Origin of the sequence: Rivularia sp. PCC 7116 (assembly GCF_000316665.1) — a bacterium.
GTDB lineage: Bacteria > Cyanobacteriota > Cyanobacteriia > Cyanobacteriales > Nostocaceae > Rivularia.
Genome location: NC_019678.1, coordinates 5,528,311 through 5,549,333 on the forward strand (window position 1 = coordinate 5,528,311; position 21,023 = coordinate 5,549,333).

Here is a 21,023-nt window from a genome sequence, read left to right on the forward strand (position 1 = left end):
TAAATCTCTCCCTCTCCTTATTAAGGAGAGGGTTGGGACAAATCTCTCCCTCTCCTTCACAAGGAGAGGGTTGGGGTGAGGTTGATAATTTATGGTTAATTGCACGGGCAAGGATGCCCATCCCACAAGAGTTTCAGCAATTGAAATTAATTGTAGGGTGTGTTAGGGCACAAATAAATATTGTTTGAAAACTACCATTTAAATCATGCCCTAACGCACCATCCGATATTTCGGTGTAAACTTAGGAGTTAAAAAACCTTACTAGACGCAGAATCGAGAGAAGACGTGGAGAGAAATGATTATTTTTGATTCCACTCTTGCAACTTTTTCTGAGCAAATTCTCGTAACTGCTCATCGGGGTCATTTTTTGCGCGATCGCGGAGTAGGGGTAATGTTTTGGGGTGGTTGGGGTAGTTTTCGAGAATTTCTTTGAGTGCTGCATATCTCGGGTTTAGCCAAAATTCGTGAATTTTACAGGAATCATTTTTAGCGCGATCGCACAAAAATTCAATTATTTCAGGTTCTTTTTTCCACCATTTGGAAATTACAACTATAGCTATTCTTCTAACTGCACGTGCATCATCATAGGAAGCGATATTTTTAAGAAACAAGAGCATTTCTACTTGTTGATTCCATCCTCTATACATTACGTTAATGGCTTCTCGTCTTATTACCCAACTGCTGTCGTTTTGTATACATTGTTTAAGAACTTCTAATGTCTTTGGCTCATGTTTGTATCTTTCTGCTAGTTCAATTATGGCACCTGTTCTTATATTTAAATTATTACTAAATTGAGCAAGATTTATAAGCATCTGGAAATTATCTATATCTAAATGCTGTTTTACCAGTTCCCGCGATACTAATCGAGAGACAGCCCAATATCTGGTTTGATTAACAATAGTCTTTAAGCACTCAATAGTTTTTTCGTCATCTTCCCAAACATTCAAAATAGTTGAAATAGCTTTAGTACAAATTTTTTGTCCTAAATCCCATTGGTGATTTGTTAAAGCTTTTGTTTCATGTTTATATTGACTTAAGTTTTTCAGATGATTAAATAATTTGTTGTCAATTGATACAATCACCTTCCTATTCCTCACCTCACCCAAACATTCAGCCGCCAAAAACAAATTCTTAAAACTCTCTTCTTCCCCATCAATTACCATCAAAAGCTCAATAATCTCTCCCACAAACCTCGCCTCAATCATCCCGGCAATCAATTTCAAAACTTCATGCCAAGATTCATCCATCCAGTGCTTACCAAAAACTTCTGCCTTCAACCTATCGATACTTAAAGTTTGCGTTTCTTTAAATTGCCAAACAAATTCCCAAGCACAGAAATATTCTAAAAATGTCCGATGTACAAAAGCGTAATAATCAGCACCTAGGTAACACAACATAAAATTGCGCGTTCTAAGTTGATTTATCATTAATTTAGCGGCTTCTCTTGGTTTATCAACTTCTATAGTTTTCAAATAATCTTTGAGAATTCTTTCTAAATCCCTTTCTTTTATTAAATTACCAGCTAAACCCTTTTCACTGGTTTGCATAAAATAGGCAACTTGACGTAACATTGCCTGCTTATCTTTATAATCAATCGTTTTTGGATCTAATCTTTTATCTTCAATCAAAGTACGCTCTACATCCCACTGATGTAGCAATACTCTCGAAGATTGATTATAAAGTTCGGCTCTATCTCTTGGTAATTCTTGGTTGCGGTTAAGAATCGCCATCATTGTTAATAATAAAGGATTTCCGGCTAATTCTGCGATGGCTTTGGAATTCTCAATCCCTTTTTGCAATCGTTCTTTTTTTCTAATTTTATCTGCTTCGTCACTAAAAGTTAATTCATGCCAACGATAGATAAAATCTTGAATTTGTTCTGTTTCTAAATATTGAATCATGAAATGCTTAAATTCAGCATCTCTTAGTCTTTGGGGTTTGTAACCAATCACCCGAGAAGTAACAATTACTTGTACGTTGGGATATTCATTTGTGAAGCGATGAATATCTGTGATTACATCTTCCCTTTTTCCACTGTCAAATACTTCATCTAATCCATCAAACATCACTTTTACGTTACCAGCTTTAAGCTGTGTTTGTAGTTGATGTTGATTTAAATGATGTACAACACCGCTACATTTGTGAAAAAACTCGAGAAAATTGTTGCATTCTTTCTCATCCCGTCGGCGCATATAGGTACGCAATTCAATTAATAAAGGTATTGGTTGAGAAATTAAATTATTTAAGGGTGATTCTGCCCAAGTTAATGCTAAATATTGTAATAATGTCGATTTCCCAGAACCTGGATCGCCTAAAATAACTATATATTTATAAGTTTGTTTTTCGTTAATAATTTCTAATATAGAACGTATAGGTTGCTCAAGATAAATTCTTTTAAAACGTTCTAAATCTTCTGCTTCAATTTCTGATTCGGCTTGTTGGCTTTCTCGTAATCGTCTTAAATGCTCTTTTGGTAGCTCGTGAACTTTGGGTACAACTTCATGTACTTCTCGCACATTTTGAGCAATAAACATTCCCCATAACTTCAGTTCGTTATAGGCATAACCTGTAGTATCTAAACTTTCTAATTTGAGCTTACCGTATGTTTCTTTTATCGCTTCCTGATATTCTAATAAGTCAAAACCAGGAATAATTCCGGCAGTTTCTTTTGTATTATCCTTGATTGCTTCTATATTTTGTGAATCAAGAATTATCCTGAGTTTATCTGAATCCCGAATGATTGCTTTAACTTTTTTAAGATAACGTTTACCAATTCGTTTCCAACCAAACTCACCCGGCAAAGCTGGTAAATCTAATTCATACCATTTAGTTTCTAACCCTTTAGTATCTAAAGTTTCCCATTCATACTTAAAAGCACTTCCTAAAATCTCTTTAACATCTTTGTTGTGAATAAATGTTTTAAAAGGCTTAACAAACTGCTTCAATTCGTCATCTTCAATTTCAGCATCTTCCAATTCCTGCTGTACCAACAACAAAAATTCTTTCAAAGCTTTACCAGCAGCAATATCTATATCTTGCTTTTGCAAACGCTTCAGTACATTACCGGGGATACCCTTAAATAAATCCTTAGTCCAATCTTTCGCTGCATCCTTAGCAATATTCCCCAAATCCTTCGACAACTCTTCCAAAATCGGTTTAAAAACGAACCCAGCAGCCTGCGCTACTCCCCAAACAACCAACAAATCCATCGCTTGCAATTGTTAACTTTTTGCTACGAGTATAGCGAATTAAGTATAAAAATTACTTTTTCTTTCCCCTCCCCCAATACTGCTCGGTTAAGGGGAGATCCTCCCTAACCCTCCTTTTTAAGGAGGGAATAAAGCCCCCTTTTTAAGGGGGTTTGGGGGATCTAAAAATTTTGTTCAATTCCTTAACCGAGCAGTATTGCCCCCCTCTCCCAAACGCCTAACGCCGCAAACTTTATTACCACTACTTACAACATTTCTCAAAGCGTCACACATACTAGAAGAGGATGTCGTTATTTGATAAAATTTCTTAATAGCCGGGATAAAAGAATTGAGAACTTTAAAATCTGAATGAATTGTTAAGCGTTGCGAAGCCAATGTGATGATGCGGGGATTTAACACTAAGGCACAAAGTACTCAAACCCTGTATTCCACTGCTAAAGCACGGGCAGCACCAAGTTAAATATCGAAAAATGTATCGGTAATCTATTTCCGTAGTATTAACTTATGTATTTAATAAAGATATATTGTTAACATTAGTAAAAAAGCTGAAAAAATTTGGGGACTAATACTGCTATGGGTCGTGTAGGCGTTTTATTACTTAATCTTGGTGGGCCGGATAAACTTGAGGATGTACAGCCGTTTCTTTACAACTTGTTTTCCGATCCGGAAATAATTCGTCTGCCTTTTAGCTGGCTGCAAAAACCTTTAGCCTGGTTTATCGCGACGCGACGGAGCAAAACCTCTCAAGAAAACTACCGCAAAATTGGTGGTGGCTCCCCGTTACGACAGATAACCGAAGCCCAGGGAGAAGCTTTAAAAGAGCAGTTGGCTCAAATTGGCGAAGAAGCCAATATTTATGTGGGAATGCGTTACTGGCATCCCTACACCGAAGAGGCGATCGCTCAAATTGTCGCTGATGGCATCGAACAATTAGTTATTCTACCGCTTTATCCCCAGTTTTCTATTAGTACCAGCGGTTCTAGTTACCGACTTCTTGAAAAGTTATGGCAGGAAAACCCCAAATTTCAGCAAATTGAATATTCTGTAATTGCTTCTTGGTACAAACAACCCGGTTATCTGCAAGCAATGGCTGAACTGATAGCGCAGGAGTTAGATCAGTTAGAAAACCCGGATGAAGGTCATATTTTCTTCAGCGCTCATGGGGTTCCTAAAAGTTATGTAGAAGAAGCTGGAGACCCCTATCAGCAGGAGATTGAAGAGTGTACGCAGTTAATTATGCAAACTCTCAATCGTCCAAACCCCCATACTTTAGCTTATCAAAGTCGTGTTGGCCCAGTGGAGTGGCTGCAACCATATACAGAAGAAGCCATCGAAGATTTAGCCCATAAAGGCGTTAACAATTTAGTAGTTGTACCGATTAGTTTTGTTTCCGAGCATATTGAAACCTTAGAAGAAATCGATATTGAATATCGTGAAGTAGCAGAGGAAGCAGGAATTAAAAATTTCCGTAGGGTTCCAGCACTCAACGTACATCCAGTATTTATTCAGGCTTTAGCAAATTTAACTATTGATGCATTGAAGTCTCCGAGTATTTCACTTGCACAAGTTAATCAGATGAAGAAGAAAGTTAAAATTTATCCTCCAGAACGTTGGGAATGGGGTATCACTACTTCCGCAGAAATTTGGAACGGTAGAATAGCCATGCTCGGTTTTCTGGCTTTAATGATTGAAATACTCACCGGACATGGTTTATTACATGCAGTAGGGCTTTTGTAATTATTTACCAGTAATTACTCTGAATTTTGTTCGCAAAAAAAATCGGTAGGACTTTTATAAGTCTTACCGAGTTTAAAAATGCAATATTAAGAGAAGGTTTTAAAAAAAAAGGAATTAAATAAATTTAGTTTGGTGTTTCGTATAGATAATGTTTTCTTTTGCTTGGTATATATCAGTGATAACCGATATTTAAGAGCAAGTGCAAGGGGTAAATGCATATCTCATTGAAGCTTTATTAAATAAGTCGTTTTTTACATAATCATAAGTTACAAACAATACTGCTCAACAATATTTGTACTCATCATCGGTAACTTTTGAACTATTAAATTAAGCAATTAAACGGTTCGCATGATTATTTAGATTAAAGCTAGAGAAATATTTCTGGTATCTCTATGTAGAATTACTTTATTTTTTGACTATTAGGACTTATTTCATTTCTTTTTAGGAATAGCTGCAACTGGCACATTTCTGTTGTAAGGTGACGGCAAGCAATTAAAAATTTTTAATCAGAACCCTTTGATACTAAATTTAATTTTGAACGTAATAATAAAGGTTGTAGTATCACGCACCAACCTATTTTTGTGACGCTTGCTGCCATTCCTGCTTTTGTATCGGAATTACTTAAATTTTAAACGTTGCCAAATTTTCTTTTTCTTCCTCTGTGTTCTCTAGATTAAAAAGTTTATCTAGTTAGGAACACCGAACTACACCTCCGGTGAACGGCAACGCAATGGCTTCCCAACACCGTACTTTATATCGCTATCGCTACCTGACGTAACCAACTTTTATATAGCAGTTTTCAGTTGAATAGAATACACTCCTCTCCTGGCGGAAGGAGAGGGGAAGGGGGTGAGGTTGATCGGAGTGTATTGCACTCAAATGAAATGCGGTATATTACTCACCTCGCCAGTTTATCTTTAATGTTGATTATGATTACTGGTTGAATTTCTCTCTAAATATGAAATCAACTTAAATGAAGGTAAACTTAAACAAATTCTCAAGAATTTTACTGAAAGAATAAGCATAATAGTTAGTTTACATTTCTCTGTAATAGGGTAATGTTTTGAATAGTTTTTGTATTTGAAATTTTATCTATAGGTTTTATTACTGAAAATAGCCCTACTTTTGAGTTAAAAATGGCTTATTATTGTAATTTAAATGTAAATTAGATAGTTTTTTGAAAGCTAAAGTAAAAGTATTTGATTACCCCTTGCACTTCTGTTTAATAGTGAATTATCACTGAAATATAGACAAACAAGTCTAAAACGAAAACAAATTTTTAAGAGAGTAAGGGAATTAAAAATGAAATTATTTAATAAGTTAACAGTTGCTGCTGTTGGTGTAGTTTTAGGTTTAGCTGCGATTCCTGGAGAAGCTAACGCTGCATCCTTCGGGAAGAATATGGTTATCAATGGTGAATTTGAAGATACAAAAGTAGATGATAATGATTGGCTTAGAACAGATGCTGGTAATGTGTCTGGCTGGCAAACAACTGATGAAGATGGTGAAATCGAATTGTGGAATCAAAGCTTCAACAGTGTAAATGGAGGTAAAGGTAGTGATGGTAAAGATACTGGCAACCATCTCGAAACAAACTTAGATGGAATTGCAACAATTAGTCAGACTTTTACACTCGCAGAAGATTTTGGTCAAAACGCGATATTCTCCTTCGATGCATGGAGTCGTAAAAACGGAACAGGTAAGGTGTCAGTATTTGGTTCGGAATCTGGTAGTCTCCTGAATGAAGCAATTTCAATGAATGGTACATCTTGGACTGAAAATCTATTTAAATTAGATGTATTCGCAGGTGAAGAAATCACCATTGCATTCCAAGGAAATGAGGCGGATAGTATTGATTCACCACATATCGATCAGGTTTTCTTTGGGGCGAATAACGATCCTAAATTTGTACAGGCTGCTGTACCTGAGCCCGCTTCTATATTAGGTATATTAGCTGTTGGTGCATTCGGTAGTGCTTCTACTCTTAAGCGCAAAAAGAAGCAACAAGCATAAAATAATGACTTCAAAATAAAGTAGACTTTAGTCGATATTAAACAATTCTAAGAAAAGAGCAGTTACCACAAGTCACTGCTCTTTTCTGCATGTAATAAAAACTCATTCATTATATATAGCCTTTCCTAATCTATTGAGGTACACCTCAAAACCTCACCCCCCTTAACAAGGAGAGGGGAGATAAAGCACAGCTTTATCGGGGGTGAGGTAATTTTTGTACCTCAGTTGCTTGATAAACGCTATAGCTCTATATAGAATAATTTTGTTATTGCCTATCGCTCCTAATTCCTAACTCTTCTTCTCTCGATACCAGTCATACCAAAGTTTACCGCTATAAATTGCGAACCATAACAAAAGTAGGGCAATTAAGCCCCCAGGTGTGGGAGCGCCGAAAGCGAATAATACCAACGCAATGCATAAAGCATCTTGAATGAAGACAAACCATAAAGGTAAACCCCGCAAGCGGAAAAACCAGCCGAGTTGAACTAGTTGGAGTACCAAAGCAAATAAACCTCCAGTTATACCAATCAACCAAGTTGGAGCTTGGGTTGCTGCAACTACAGCTAAACCCATGATTGCACCCATGACGGGAGAAAATAATATTTCTACTATTTGCAATATTCGTTGTCCCATGAGCTTTTTTGAAGCAGTAAGCTCAATGACAGACCAACTTGTCAGTATACCTAGTAAAAACGAGGAAGAAATATTGGATAAAACAGGCACTTCCGACCAAAGCTGTTGACCTTGCAAAAGTCCGAAAAACAATACCGGAAGCGCTATTCGTATTCCAACCGCCGCAGAAGCAGAAAGAACAGCCAAGAGTTCTATCATATAGGCACCCAGAAAGTTTAATTGCATATACAAGTAATCAATTAGACATTCAAGTACGTATTTAGTTTAACCGGAAAATTTTGAGTTGGGAATTGGGCATCGGGCATTGGTAATTGGGGAAGAGTAAGAATAAAAGCCTTGTAGAGATGCCCGTGTTTTCGTGTCTGGGACATTTAAATTCATAACGAGGTAGGCAACGCCATTTATTTTCTGGTTATTCATACCAATTACCTATTACCTATTACCCACTACCGATTTAAATTCCTAATCTTTGATAAACTTCATCTAAGTGCTGTAGATGGTGTTTGGGGTCGAAACAGGCTTCTATTTCTGAGGATGATAGTTTGTCTGTAACGCGAGAATCTTTGGCAATTAGCTCATGAAAATTACCGTCTTTGGTATTCCATGCTGTATGAGCGCTTTGTTGAACTACTTGGTAAGCTTCTTCGCGGTTCATTCCTTTTTCAACTAAGGTTAATAGTACTCTTTGACTGAATACGACTCCACCGTAGCAGTTCATATTTTGCGCCATGTTCTCGGGATATACCAACAAATTTTTAACTAAATTGACTGATTCCTTTAACATGAAATGGGTCAAAATACAAGAGTCGGGGAGAATTACTCTTTCTACGGAACTGTGAGAAATATCTCTTTCGTGCCATAATGCGACGTTTTCTAAAGCTGCAACGGCGTTTCCGCGCACGATTCTTGCCATTCCGGTTAGTCTTTCGGAACGGATGGGGTTGCGTTTGTGAGGCATTGCAGAAGAGCCTTTTTGTCCTTTGGAGAAAAATTCTTCCACTTCGAGGACATCTGTTCTTTGTAAGTTGCGGATTTCTACTGCGAAACGTTCTAGGGATGCGGTTGTTAAAGCCAATTGTTGGAGGAAATCGGCATGGCGATCGCGGGAGATAACTTGAGTGGATGCGGTGTCTGGTTGAAGTCCGAGTTTTTCACAAGCAAGAGCTTCTACGCGGGGTTCGATATTGGCGTAAGTTCCCACAGCACCGGAAATTTGTCCGACGGCGATAGTTTTGCGGAGGGTATGCAAGCGCTGTTGGTTGCGTAAAACTTCAGCTAACCATCCAGCAAGTTTAAAACCAAAGGTAATGGGTTCGGCATGGATACCGTGAGAGCGTCCAATCATTACAGTGTAGCGATGTTCGCGAGCCTTTTCGCGAATAGCTGTAATTAATTCTTCCTGCTTTTGGATAATTAAATCTAAACTAGCGAGCATTTGTAGCGCTAAAGCAGTATCTAATACGTCAGAGCTTGTCATTCCTAAATGAATGTAGCGTCCAGCGTCACCTACATATTCGTTGACGTTGGTTAGGAAAGCAATTACATCATGACGGACTTCAGCTTCAATTTCCAGCACTCGCTTCACATCAAAATTCGCCTTAGCCTTAATTTCCCGTACAGCTTCGGCAGGAATATAACCTAAATCAGCTTGTGCTTCACAAACTGCAATTTCCACTTGCAGCCAAGTTTGAAACCTGTAAGAATCAGTCCAGATATTGCCCATCTCGGGCAGAGTATAGCGTTCAATCAACGTTCGCGCCACCGAATACAACTAATTTATTGTACAGGTTGTTAGGAGTTAGTTGTTAGTGGTTAGTGGTTAGTTATAGATTTACTAACTAGCTTACTAACGGCGGAAGAAGCGATAAAATTAAAATTCAGCTTCGTAGTCCGTACCGAAGGTTGTCCCGGATAGACTTTAGGGCTATCGCATTAATTTTATTATGGTTATAGTTTGAAAACACGCCCTAGGGGTTAGGTCTTTCGTTAATCCAAAGATTTTAAACCAATAGCAATTTTACTATGCTGTTCAATTTGTCCCATAACCTGCTTAGCTCGCTTAATTACCGTTGCTGGTAAACCTGCCAATCTTCCCGCTTCAATACCGTAAGATTTATCAGCACCACCTGGTTGTACTTGATGTAAAAAGATAATTTGCTCCGGCATTTCTTTCACCGTCACCTGATAATTAGCAACGTTATCCAACAAAGATGCTAATTCGTTGAGTTCGTGATAGTGAGTTGCGAAAATTGTTCTGGCTAAAAGTTCTGTGGCTATATATTCTCCTACTGCCCATGCGATAGAAAGTCCGTCAAAAGTTGCCGTACCTCTGCCAATTTCATCTAATAATACCAACGACTTTGAAGTACCGTGATTGAGAATATTCGCCGTCTCGTTCATTTCCACCATAAAAGTCGATTGTCCGGTAGCTAAATCATCCACCGCACCTACACGAGTAAATATGCGATCGCAAACACCTAGAGTTGCTGAGGTTGCTGGAATATAGCTGCCAACCTGCGCCATTAATTGAATTAATCCCACCTGACGCAAGTAACAACTTTTACCGCTGGCATTTGGGCCAGTTAAAATAATTAAATCGGGAGAATTGTTCGTATCTCCATTTTCTTCCCTTCCCAAATAAGTTGAATTTGGTACAAAGAAACCAGCGGGTAGAGATTGTTCAACTACCGGGTGTCTGCCATCAATAATTGTAATTTCTCTTCCTTCAACGATTTCCGGACGACAATAACCTTGAAATACCGCTAATTCAGCTAAACCGCACAACACATCAGCAGCAGCGACAGCACGGGAAATATTGCGGATAATTTCAGCTTGAGAACCAACTTCTTCCCTTAAAGCAAGAAAAATATCAAATTCCAACTTATTCAAATCATCCCTTGCAGTTAAAATTCTTGCTTCCCTTTCCTTTAATTCGGGAGTAATATATCGTTCTTCATTAGTTAAAGTTTGCTTGCGAATATAATTATCCGGTACCTTCTCAGCTAAAGCGCGAGAAACGCTGAGATAATAACCAAAAGTTTTGTTATAACCAACCTTTAGTTTGGGAATTCCCGTTCTTTCCCTTTCATCAATCTCTAGATTAGCAATCCACTTTTGGTCTTCTTCAACTAATTCTTTTCTTTCATCTAATAAAGGATTTATCCCTTCCCTAATTAAACCACCTTCCTTAATTTGTATCGGAGGAGATTCCACAATATGAGCTTTTATCTTATCCGCTAACTCTTGCATACTTGGCGGAACTTTTTGCAAAGCTTTCAAAAAAGGAGAACGAGCATCCTTAACTAAATTACCCAACTGCGGTAACTTTGATAAAGAATCAGCCAAAGCAAACAAATCCCTGGCATTGGCAGTACCAGAGCCAGAGCGCCCCGATAACCTTTCTAAATCGTAAATCTGTTTTAACAACCCCCGTAAATCTTGACGTAAAGTTGTATTTTCCGTTAATTCCTGTATCGTATCCTGCCTAGCTTTAATTCCCTTAATATCCAACAACGGCTGCAATAACCATCTTTTTAAAGCACGTCCACCCATTGCCGTAGTTGTTCTATCCATAGCCCAGGATAACGAACCATGATAAGTACCGTCGCGAATTGTTTGGGTAATTTCAAGGTTGCGTCTGGTTGAATAATCTACAACTAAAAAGTCAGTAAAAGTATAGGTTCGTAAAGGTTGCAAAGGAACCTTATTTTCCTTCTGAGTTTCCTCCAAATATTCCAATAAACCACCAGCAGCACGAACGGCTAAAGTCAGACTGTCGCAACCAAACCCTTCCAGAGAGCGGACTTTAAACTTTAGTAATAACCGACTTCTAGCTTCCCCACTCGAAAAAGGAACCTGCGATCGCAACGAATAACAAAAAGAAGTAGGCAGACATTCTGGTAAACTATTGGACTTTTCACCAGGTCGAAGTAGGGCACCTAAATCCGGAGCATTGGTAGGAAATAACACCTCACTCGGCTGCAATCGCATCAACTCTTGAGTTAAATGCTCCAAATTATTAGTTTGAGTAGTTAAAAATTCTCCAGTAGAAATATCGGCATAAGCCAAACCCCAATTATCCCCTGCAATTACCACAGCAGCTAAATAATTGTTGCGACTTGCTTTCAACATCCCATCTTCTAACAAAGTACCGGGAGTTAATATTCTGGTAATTTCCCTTTTCACCAAACGACCACCAGTTACCTGAGAAGCATCTTCAACCTGGTCGCAAATTACTACCGCATAACCTTTTTCTACTAAGCCAGTAGCATGACGCTCCCAAGAATGATGGGGAACACCACTCATCGCTACCCTTCCCACATCAGCACCAGCTTGTTTACTAGTTAAAACCAGTTCTAATTCTTGAGCTAAGGTGACAGCATCTTCAAAATAACATTCAAAAAAATCACCTACCCGGTAAAAAAGCACCGCATGAGGATGTTTTTCCTTGGTTTCAACATAATGCTGGTACATCTGACTCAGCTTACTGATATCCACCGTGCGATGGTCAACGATCGTTGTTGTACTTTGGTTTTTAGATGCAGTCATGGATGAAGGATACAGATTGCCAGCGGACAATATATGATAATAACCCGATACCAGAATTATCCGGAAGTCCCTCAAGGTTTATTTATCTTTCGTTGATTTTATTAAAGTTTGTAGAAAACCTTTTAATTTTTGGCATCAAGTTGACTACAGGTTATTTGCTGCATTTTTTACAATTGCTATTTGTATAAAACCGGGTTTTTCTCAATATAATTACTATTTTCATTTTATTAGAGTAAAATAAAAGACTTTTTTAACGCAGAGGGAAGGGAGGTAAGCGCAAAGGGACGCAGAGTTTTTTCTCAGATTTTGTGTTACGCCGAAAGCATCAAGCTTCGCTTATCGCAACGGAAGGTTGAGGAGGTATTACTTTTAATTGAGTTACTTATTTAATTCAATATTTATTTTTCAAGCGTCTTGATACTGATTTATAAATTTTATTTTAGTATCAAAGATATTTTTACTTTACAAAACTCAATACTCTCACATGCAATTCATGGGTTTGAAGCTATATATTGTGATAAAAAATTACAAAAATATTGTTAGTTGAGAATGACATCAATTATATTGCAAGTCTTATCATTTAATTAACGGAATTACGTTGTTAGAGCGGCTGTATAAAAATGTTGTCAAAATTTTAAATAATTTTTTGATATAATCAGTTGGGATTATTATATGCTTATTTTTGATAAAATAGCATCAAGCATCAATATCAATATTGATTATGGATAAATTTGGTTTAAGTTTGTATATCAAAATCTTCCGGGTCAATTCCCCAGTTAATCCAAGTTATTGCAGTTCTAGCTGAATTAATATCTGGGGGAACTCTTAAAAAATGAATAAATCCGGAACTTGGACAAGTCATTTTTAATAAATGCATCGGTTCTGAATAATTTTGAGGATGTTCGGGAATATATTCTGTATATTTATCGATTTTTAATAAAGTGTATTCTTTCCAGGAATCTAATTCGATGACTCCTAATTCCCGACAAATTTTGTTGTAACCGATTGCTTGAATTAAAACTCGACGTAATTCAGCGTTTTCTTCTGATAATAGCCAGTGCGATTGCCATTGTGATGAAGGAATGCAACCATATTTTTCTGGCAACCAAACGCCGTGATGAGCATAAACTTTGAATCCATCAGCGTATTCGATTGTAGGTTTTCCATCTGCGTGAAGGTTGTTTTGTTCGTCGAATTGGAGATTAAAAGGACGTTGGCAAATTAAACAAATACCTTGAAAACTAAATACCCACCAACACTCATTAAGTATTTCTTGTAAAATCTCCCATTTTTGTTTATAAAAAGGTAACTTTAAAACTGAAATACAAAAATCGTGAAAAGCACCGCGAACGGGAACCCAATTTATTGGATGAGAGTAACTATGAATATACTTTGGATAGACATATATTCCTTTTTCGTATAGTTCGTTATATATAGCAGATTCTAGTATGTTTCTTTTTTCTAAGCTAATATTTCCTAATTTGTTCATAATTTCAATTGCTTTTTTATCGAAAATTAAATCGTATATATGATTTTTGAATATATGTCCCAAGTGGTTAAATATGTATATATCATTGAAATCAGTATGTATTTTATCTAGTTTTTCGCAAATTCCATAAGGACTATCAAAAAACAGAAGTTCCGGCTCATCTTCATCTATGAACTTATAAAAATATTTTACTGTTTTTGCGGCTTTATTTTTATCAATCCTTTCAGTTGAAAGCGCAATTTTGAGCCATTTATCTCGATAAACTGGAATTAATGCTTCTTGTTCGGGTGTTAGTTGGGTAATTATTTCATTTTCCGACATGATGGAATATTTTTAATTTTTTCAAGGTTGATATTTAAAGTACTCCCATGTCGGAAGTTAAAGTTTCAGTTATATTAATAGGACTTACGCAACCGGCACATTTTTCTTGTAGGGTGCTGTGACACTTTGAGTAACTGTGAACGTAGTAACAATGTTTTCAGTGTCACGCACCAAATGGGCATTGTGACAATTGCGGCCATTCCTGATTAAATTCGGTTACATCGGCTTGGAAAAATTCCCAAGCATAAGATTTTCTCGTTCTGAATTTTTTATTTGTAAGTTGGGTTAAACTCAAATCTTGTAACATCGTTAGAAACTTAGATTTGGTATTAAGTTCAAAGATTGCGAATAAAATATTTTTCTACGATTCCCAACCATTTAAATAATTCGACTGAAAAATACGTAGGTTAGATGTTTGCTGCTCAAAGTAGATTAAAACCCCGCCGCTTCAGTAAGCTATTTTTTGTATCGCTCCACCGGTAATATCCGGTTTTTACTTTCTCCAGAAGATATTCTATCACGAAGTAGAACCTATTCAAGTCAAAATATTTTCAACGAATCATTAACTCCAATCAAATTCAGCATCTTGCCAACAAGAGGGCAACACTTTTAATCAAGCTTTCCCAGGAAATTGCAAACAAAAACCCCAATATTATTAAAAGTTCGTAGATTGAATTACTCGAAGATAACAGGTGATTATTACGATAATTTTCCTATGGTGTCTTCTCCTTCATCAATATCTCAGATAACAAGATATATTGCTCAAAGTCTGGCGGATGTTGGGTTACGACGCTATATAAATTACCAACAAAAACTCCAAATTATAAAAGCCAGCACTTACGCAACCGGCATATTTTCTTGTAGGGTGCTGTGACACTTTGACTCACTTTGAACGTAGTTATATGGTTTTCAGTGTCACGCACCAACCAAGTATTATGACAATTGTGTAAGTCCTAAAAGCGTCTAACCCAACCTACAATTAATTCAAGTTGAAATTTCGCATAAAAATGTCAGAAATAATAAAGGTAGAATTTTTGAAATCATGGTTGTTGAAAAAATCGAGTCAAATCCAGAAAATTGTGGGTGAATTACAACAAGCGATCGCCTTTTTAAGGGGTAAGGCAATTAATTACAGTTAATGCGTAATATTTCCGATAGAATTTCTCTCTCACTCCCTCCCTCAATCAATGCCGGGAATCATAAAGCCAAACTAACCCACTCTATATTGCTTGGGTGTTATCCCGGTTAATTGGCGAAATTTTCTACTTAAATGGCTGTGGCTGCTGAAACCACATTCTAAAGCAATATCTACAATTAATCTATCTTTTTGTTTCAACAATAGTTTGGCTCTTTCTACCCGTTGCTGAAGTAAATATTGGTAGGGAGACATGCCGATTGACTGTTTGAATAAATGGCTGAAGTGAAATTGACTAATGTCGAGCAACCGGGCTAAATCGGCAAGTTTGATATCTTTATCTAAATGTGCATCAATATAATCTAAAATTTGCTGTAATTGATGCAGTTTGTAGGTTGGGTTAGACACCAAAATCAATATTGATAGAAATCAGCAGCTTTAATTATGGTGTCGTAACCCAACATCAACCTTTATTAAATAAATAAAAATATTGTTCTTCAGCAGTTGGTATGCTAATTAAATAGTCGTTTTAAGGCAGAAGGCAGAGGGCACAGGGCAGAAGGGAAAGAATAACTGTATAACGTTAATAATATGAGTAAAAATTTTGAAACCCTTACAAAAGAAATGTTTCACAATTTTAAACCAAATATCTAGCATACTATGTAATGAAGAGCCAAAAATATTGTTCTTCTGATATACGATAGTTCCTATGTTGGGTTACGACGCTATATAAATTGTTGATTAAAACCCTAAATTATAAAAGCTTCTAACCCAACCTACAATTAATTCAAGTTTCAATTTCACATAAAAATGTCAGAAATAATAAAGGTAGAATTTTTGAAATCATGGTTGTTGAAAAAATCGAGTCAAATCCAGAAAATTTTGGGTGAATTACAACAAGCGATCGCCTTTTAAGGGGTAAGGCAATTAATTACAGTTAATGCGTAATATTTCCGATAGAATTTCTCTCTCACTCCCTCCCTCAATCAATGCCGGGAATCATAAAGCCAAACTAACCCACTCTATATTGCTTGGGTGTTATCCCGGTTAATTGGCGAAATTTTCTACTTAAATGGCTGTGGCTGCTGAAACCACATTCTAAAGCAATATCTACAATTAATCTGTCTTTTTGTTTCAACAATAGTTTGGCTCTTTCTACCCGTTGCTGAAGTAAATATTGGTAGGGAGACATGCCGATTGACTGCTTGAATAAATGGCTGAAGTGAAATTGACTAATGTCGAGCAACCGGGCTAAATCGGCAAGTTTGATATCTTTATCTAAATGTGCATCAATATAATCTAAAATTTGCTGTAATTGATGCAGTGGTAAGCCACCCTCGTAAGTTGTTAGCTGAGGTTTGGTGGCTGCGTGCTGTCTGAGTAAATTGACTGCTAAGACGTTGGTTAGGGAATCAATATATAGTCCGTTAGCTGAATTTTGTTGCTGCAATTCTGCGAATAGCATCATGGCGATTGCTTCAATTTGCGGACTTTGAGTGCGAAATTCCGATATTAATTGTAGTCGGTTTGGGTCTTTTTCTAAAGTTTCTCTGGCGACGTTTTCTATAAATTGAGTTTTTACCCGAATTTGTAAGTAATTATCGTAACTATCCCACCGAGCAAAAAAAGGTGTATTTGCGGGTGTAATTGACATATATCCTTGTCCATATAATCCCGTGTAGCTGTCATCTCCATGAATTTGTAGCAAACGAACTGGACGAGGAGACAGAGATAAACTTATGACATGTTCGTCGGGGAAAAGACAATTACCCTCTCCCGCAGGATGTTGGAATTGTTGAACTCGAATATTTTCCCAGGTTTGGAATGGACAAGATATTTTCGCTTGTATATCTGGATTTTTCATTTGTAACAACTTGCCGACACATCATATAAATTTTAAAAAATTTGAAAATTGAGCGCAAGAATGTGAAAGTATCGCAAGAATCGGATAGTTGAGCATTGATGTTTTCCCTAAGCTGAAAGAGTAATTAATCGAGAGCAATCGAAAAGATGAATTTACTTATTTTTGGCGCGACAGGAAGTGTAGGTTGTTTGGTTGTTGAGCAGGCACTTGAAAAGGGACATATGGTAACTGCTTTTGTACGCAATCCTGAAAAACTCGATATCAAACATGAAAATCTCCAGGTAGTGAAAGGAGATGTCATGGATACAAATTCAGTGGAGAAAGCGGTACAAGGTAAAGATGCAGTGGTTTGTGTATTGGGAGCGGGTAAGAAAACAAAGGGAACAATTCGCTCGGAAGGTACGCAACAGATTATTAAGGCTATGGAAAAAGCAGGTATCCAACGCCTTATCTGTCAATCAACCCTTGGTGCTGGGGATAGTTGGGAGAATCTCAACTTCTTTTGGAAATATATCATGTTTGGATTCCTCTTGCGAGATGTATTTAAAGACCATGAAAAGCAAGAGGATTATGTTAAGCAAAGTAAATTAAACTGGACTATTATTCGCCCTTCAGCTTTTATAGATGGGGAGCAAACTGGTAATTACAGACATGGTTTTTCTGGTGACGATCAAACTTCAAAATTGAAAATTTCTCGTGCTGATGTTGCTGATTTCATCTTAAAGCAATTGACTGATAAATCCTATCTTTACAAAACACCAGCTTTGTCCTATTAAAAGTTTCAAAATTAATCGAATTTGGGTACAATTGGTGCGATCGTTGCCTTTAATGTTCCTTTGAACGATGCTCTCGCTGCGATCGCGCCAAAAACTGTCCAAGAAGCAAAGCTTGTACTAGATAAATAATGGTACTTCCCAAATTACATTTGATTTGGGCAGATGGGGGATATGCAGAAAGACTAATTGATTGGGTTAGATACGAAGATTGGTTGACTTTCCCACCTAAATCTTCTGTGCATGTCAATCATCCAACAAATAGGTATCGCTAATATTTAAAAATACTAAAATTTTAACCTTCATTAGCACCATTCATTTCTCTGAATTTATAGTGTTCTGAGTTAGCAGTCTCCAACTGAAGCATATCTAAGCACGACATTGGATTTCTAACTGAGATTACCCTAAAGATTGATGCATTTTCCATTAGGCAATGCTTTATTTGCAACCCATTTGTAAACCCTTTCGCCAATACGCAGAGTTCTACTCAAATTAACATCAGTTACTTTGGCATTTCTATAGCATAGTCGTTTACTAGCTAAGTTGAAAGAAGTAATATCTGCGCGAATTTTTACATTTCCATGTGCATCGCGGCGTATTTTGCGTTTCAAAGTAACCTTAGTTTTAGCTTTGATACGACATCCATCAAAGGAAACTGTTTCTACCCGACGAATTATTAGTCTTTTGCGTCTATTTATTTTGTAACTTTTACCTGCTACCCCCTTATTCATTTCTGACAAAATCTGTGACTGAAAACGATTCCCAAATGATTCAACTCCTCTACAGTTAATTGCAGCAGTTGATGGCTTGTTAATCAGAGGAAGAATACTCAGAGCAATAAAACTTCCCAAAATAATCTTGGAGTTCAAATTTAGTGATTTCATCTCTTAGAGTTTATTGATTTCGTGGATTTTATGTTTGTTCTATTCTTGTATACGTATGACTCCGATAATTTATGCTGCGTTAATTATTTTTTTGATATACTGCCTTGCAGCGGTACGCAGTTATATCTCTGGTGCTAGGTACACATTGCCCTCTCCCATCATCTTCATGGAATACTAGCTACCAACTCGAAATAACCCAGAAATAGCGCCGGGAGAAAATAATAAGCAGGCTTGTTATTTCCCGTTTTGGAACAATCTGCTCGTAATTGGTATCATCCAACATTTGCATTTGCTGCAATTGTAACGATATGCTTTTGCGGTTATTAGTTCTTTTATTTTTGGGATATCTCGAAAAATATTATGGCTCAATCAAACTCACCATCACAAAAACCAAGCGCAATTAATATTGTTTTTGTTGGTTTTATTGTAGTTGCAGTTATTTTTGCAGCTTATACCAATAATATGGAAGCTGTTACAGAAGCTAGTTTTGAGTTGGCTAAAACAGCTGTTAATTTATCTATTGGTTTAATTGGAGTTATGGCTCTGTGGCTGGGTTTAGTGCGCGTTTTGGAAGCTGGTGGTTTAATGTATACTATTGCAAAAGTTCTTAAACCTTTGATGGTAAAACTGTTTCCCGATGTACCAGCAACTCATCCAGCAATGGGAGCAATAATTCTTAATATTTCTGCAAATATGTTGGGTTTGGGAAACGCTGCGACTCCCTTCGGAATTAAAGCAATGGTTGAGCTGAATAAAATCAATCCCTTGAAAGGTACTGCCACAAATGCTATGTGTTTGTTTCTAGCAATTAACACTTCTAGCGTAACTTTACTACCTTTAAATGTAATTGGTGTCAGGGCTGCGGCTAATAGCGAAAATCCGGCGGCGATTTGGATACCTACTTTAATTGCAACTTTATGCTCTACATTTGTTGGTGTTTCAGTTGCTTTGTGGTTGGGTAGAAGAAGTAAAAAATCGGAAGTTGCACCATTAGAATCAGATTCGATTGCAGAAGCTGAAAATACAGAAACAGAAGCAGAAGGATTTGAAGAGCCAGATTATTCTCATCTTCTTTATCCTGTAGGAAAAACTTCTCAAATTATTGCTTGGTTGTTTATTCTGGGATTTCTTGGAAGTTGGGTTTATGGAGTCATCAAGGCTGGTAGTCTTGGAGGATTTTTCAACCAAGATTTCCTTTCCCATTGGCTAATGCCCGCTCTTATCCTACTAATTGTAACTTATGGAGTGGGAAGGGGAGTAAAAGTTTATGAAGCAGTCACCGAAGGAGCCAAACAGGGATTTAATATTGCTATTAGCGTAATTCCTTTTTTAGTAGCAATTTTAGTAGCAATTGGCATGTTTCGGGCATCGGGAGCAATGGAAGTGATTGCTAAGGCTTTAAATCCTATTACTAGCTTAATTAAACTTCCGGCAGAAGTACTCCCGATGGCTTTAATACGTCCCCTCTCTGGTGGAGGTGCATTCGGAATCATGAGCGAAGTTGTGGAGAAAGCCCCAGATTCTTACAGTGCTTTTGTAGCTTCCACCATGATGGGAAGTACTGAAACGACTTTTTATGTACTTGCAGTTTATTTTGGTGCCGTAGGAATTACTCGCATTCGTCATGCTTTGGTTGCCGCTTTATTAGCTGATGCAACTGGGTTAATTGCTGCTTGTTTTCTATCTTCTATCTTTTATCAGGGTTAGGTAATTGGTAATAGGTAATTGGTAATTGGTAATTGGTAATTGGGCATGAGATTATTAAGTAATATCATGTCCATTTAAATATTTGTATTGACATTCCTCAGTTTAAAGGCATAGGGATATACCAAATATGCTGAGAAATCAAGTGACATTAATACAGTTATCTAACAATAAATATAATTTTTATTTTAAGATTGCTAAGTAGGTGGATCAAATTAAATATAAAACCTCACCCTGCCTCCGGCTTCCCTCTCCTTAGTAAGGAGAGGGATTGAGAAGCCACTGCGTTGGGCGGGTTCCCCGACTTATAGCAAGTGGCGTGGTGAGGTTTTATCTTATATTTAATTATGCCTACCTACTTAATCAGAAATTCAATACTTAAAGAAAACGGCTTATCATAAATATCTTAAATTATTATCTCATCAAAAATAGATTCCTAATAAATTGTGCATCTATAGGCATTTATATTATCTTTATTTTTCCAGATTTTCAGTAAAGTTTTGATATTCTTCAAAAAAGTGATTTTTATTGTATATAGTCATACTTTATTTTGTCCGGAATTATTGGTTTCATATAATTTATGTATTTAGTAGTGATAATGCAAAAAGGTTGTTTCAATAATAAACCTTCAGATTGAAAAACAGGTTTATAGTTAAACAAATACTCTCATATTTATCTCTTGCTGATATAAATAAGTTTTCTCAAACAGTATT

Annotated in this window: 13 protein-coding genes; 5 read left to right on the plus strand and 8 right to left on the minus strand. The window is 36.9% G+C overall.

The window, feature by feature from the left end; genetic code table 11:
• Positions 1 to 299: 299 nt before the first annotated feature.
• Complete coding sequence (locus tag RIV7116_RS21415; protein ID WP_015120403.1) at positions 300 to 3,209, minus strand: NACHT domain-containing protein; 2,910 nt, start codon at positions 3,207 to 3,209, stop codon at positions 300 to 302.
• Between the two features lie 573 nt (positions 3,210 to 3,782).
• Here RIV7116_RS21415 and hemH point away from each other — a divergent pair.
• Entirely contained in the window at positions 3,783 to 4,946 is a 1,164-nt protein-coding gene (gene hemH / locus RIV7116_RS21420) for a ferrochelatase (RefSeq protein ID WP_015120404.1), read from the plus strand.
• A gap of 1,302 nt (positions 4,947 to 6,248) precedes the next feature.
• On the plus strand, positions 6,249 to 6,959 hold the full coding sequence (locus tag RIV7116_RS21425; RefSeq protein WP_015120405.1) for a PEP-CTERM sorting domain-containing protein: 711 nt from the start codon (positions 6,249 to 6,251) through the stop codon (positions 6,957 to 6,959).
• Positions 6,960 to 7,247: 288 nt separating this feature from the next.
• Here the strand turns inward: RIV7116_RS21425 and RIV7116_RS21430 are convergent, their stop codons facing one another.
• From RIV7116_RS21430 to RIV7116_RS37075, 4 genes are all read right to left on the minus strand, one after another.
• Positions 7,248 to 7,790, minus strand: coding sequence for a DUF4126 domain-containing protein (locus tag RIV7116_RS21430; RefSeq protein ID WP_044292145.1), 543 nt, complete (start codon positions 7,788 to 7,790; stop codon positions 7,248 to 7,250).
• 256 nt (positions 7,791 to 8,046) lie between these two features.
• Positions 8,047 to 9,342: an adenylosuccinate lyase gene (gene purB, locus RIV7116_RS21435; RefSeq protein ID WP_044291113.1), complete on the minus strand. Its 1,296-nt coding sequence runs from the start codon at positions 9,340 to 9,342 to the stop codon at positions 8,047 to 8,049.
• A 236-nt stretch (positions 9,343 to 9,578) separates the two neighbouring features.
• On the minus strand, positions 9,579 to 12,140 hold the full coding sequence (gene mutS, locus RIV7116_RS21440; protein ID WP_015120408.1) for a DNA mismatch repair protein MutS: 2,562 nt from the start codon (positions 12,138 to 12,140) through the stop codon (positions 9,579 to 9,581).
• Positions 12,141 to 12,876: 736 nt separating this feature from the next.
• A complete protein-coding gene (locus tag RIV7116_RS37075) occupies positions 12,877 to 13,950 on the minus strand; it encodes a DUF6745 domain-containing protein (protein WP_015120409.1) in 1,074 nt (357 codons plus the stop codon).
• 1,007 nt (positions 13,951 to 14,957) lie between these two features.
• Here RIV7116_RS37075 and RIV7116_RS37410 point away from each other — a divergent pair.
• Entirely contained in the window at positions 14,958 to 15,089 is a 132-nt protein-coding gene (locus RIV7116_RS37410) for a hypothetical protein (RefSeq protein ID WP_015120411.1), read from the plus strand.
• Positions 15,090 to 15,160: 71 nt separating this feature from the next.
• On the opposite strand, the gene RIV7116_RS21450 is transcribed toward RIV7116_RS37410, so the two are convergent.
• Both RIV7116_RS21450 and RIV7116_RS21455 read right to left on the minus strand, forming a co-directional pair.
• The gene (locus RIV7116_RS21450) at positions 15,161 to 15,493 is read right to left on the minus strand and encodes a helix-turn-helix domain-containing protein (RefSeq protein ID WP_015120412.1); all 333 of its coding nucleotides are present in this window, start codon (positions 15,491 to 15,493) and stop codon (positions 15,161 to 15,163) included.
• A gap of 604 nt (positions 15,494 to 16,097) precedes the next feature.
• Positions 16,098 to 16,949 (minus strand): helix-turn-helix domain-containing protein, encoded by an 852-nt coding sequence (locus RIV7116_RS21455; RefSeq protein WP_015120413.1) that lies wholly within the window; start codon positions 16,947 to 16,949, stop codon positions 16,098 to 16,100.
• A 146-nt stretch (positions 16,950 to 17,095) separates the two neighbouring features.
• Between RIV7116_RS21455 and RIV7116_RS21460 the strand changes: the two genes are divergently transcribed.
• On the plus strand, positions 17,096 to 17,725 hold the full coding sequence (locus RIV7116_RS21460; RefSeq protein ID WP_015120414.1) for an NAD(P)-dependent oxidoreductase: 630 nt from the start codon (positions 17,096 to 17,098) through the stop codon (positions 17,723 to 17,725).
• A gap of 401 nt (positions 17,726 to 18,126) precedes the next feature.
• Here the strand turns inward: RIV7116_RS21460 and RIV7116_RS21465 are convergent, their stop codons facing one another.
• Complete coding sequence (locus tag RIV7116_RS21465; RefSeq protein WP_015120416.1) at positions 18,127 to 18,606, minus strand: hypothetical protein; 480 nt, start codon at positions 18,604 to 18,606, stop codon at positions 18,127 to 18,129.
• Between the two features lie 360 nt (positions 18,607 to 18,966).
• On the opposite strand from RIV7116_RS21465, the gene RIV7116_RS21470 reads away from it, so the two are divergent.
• Positions 18,967 to 20,313 (plus strand): nucleoside recognition domain-containing protein, encoded by a 1,347-nt coding sequence (locus RIV7116_RS21470; RefSeq protein ID WP_015120417.1) that lies wholly within the window; start codon positions 18,967 to 18,969, stop codon positions 20,311 to 20,313.
• Positions 20,314 to 21,023: the final 710 nt, after the last annotated feature.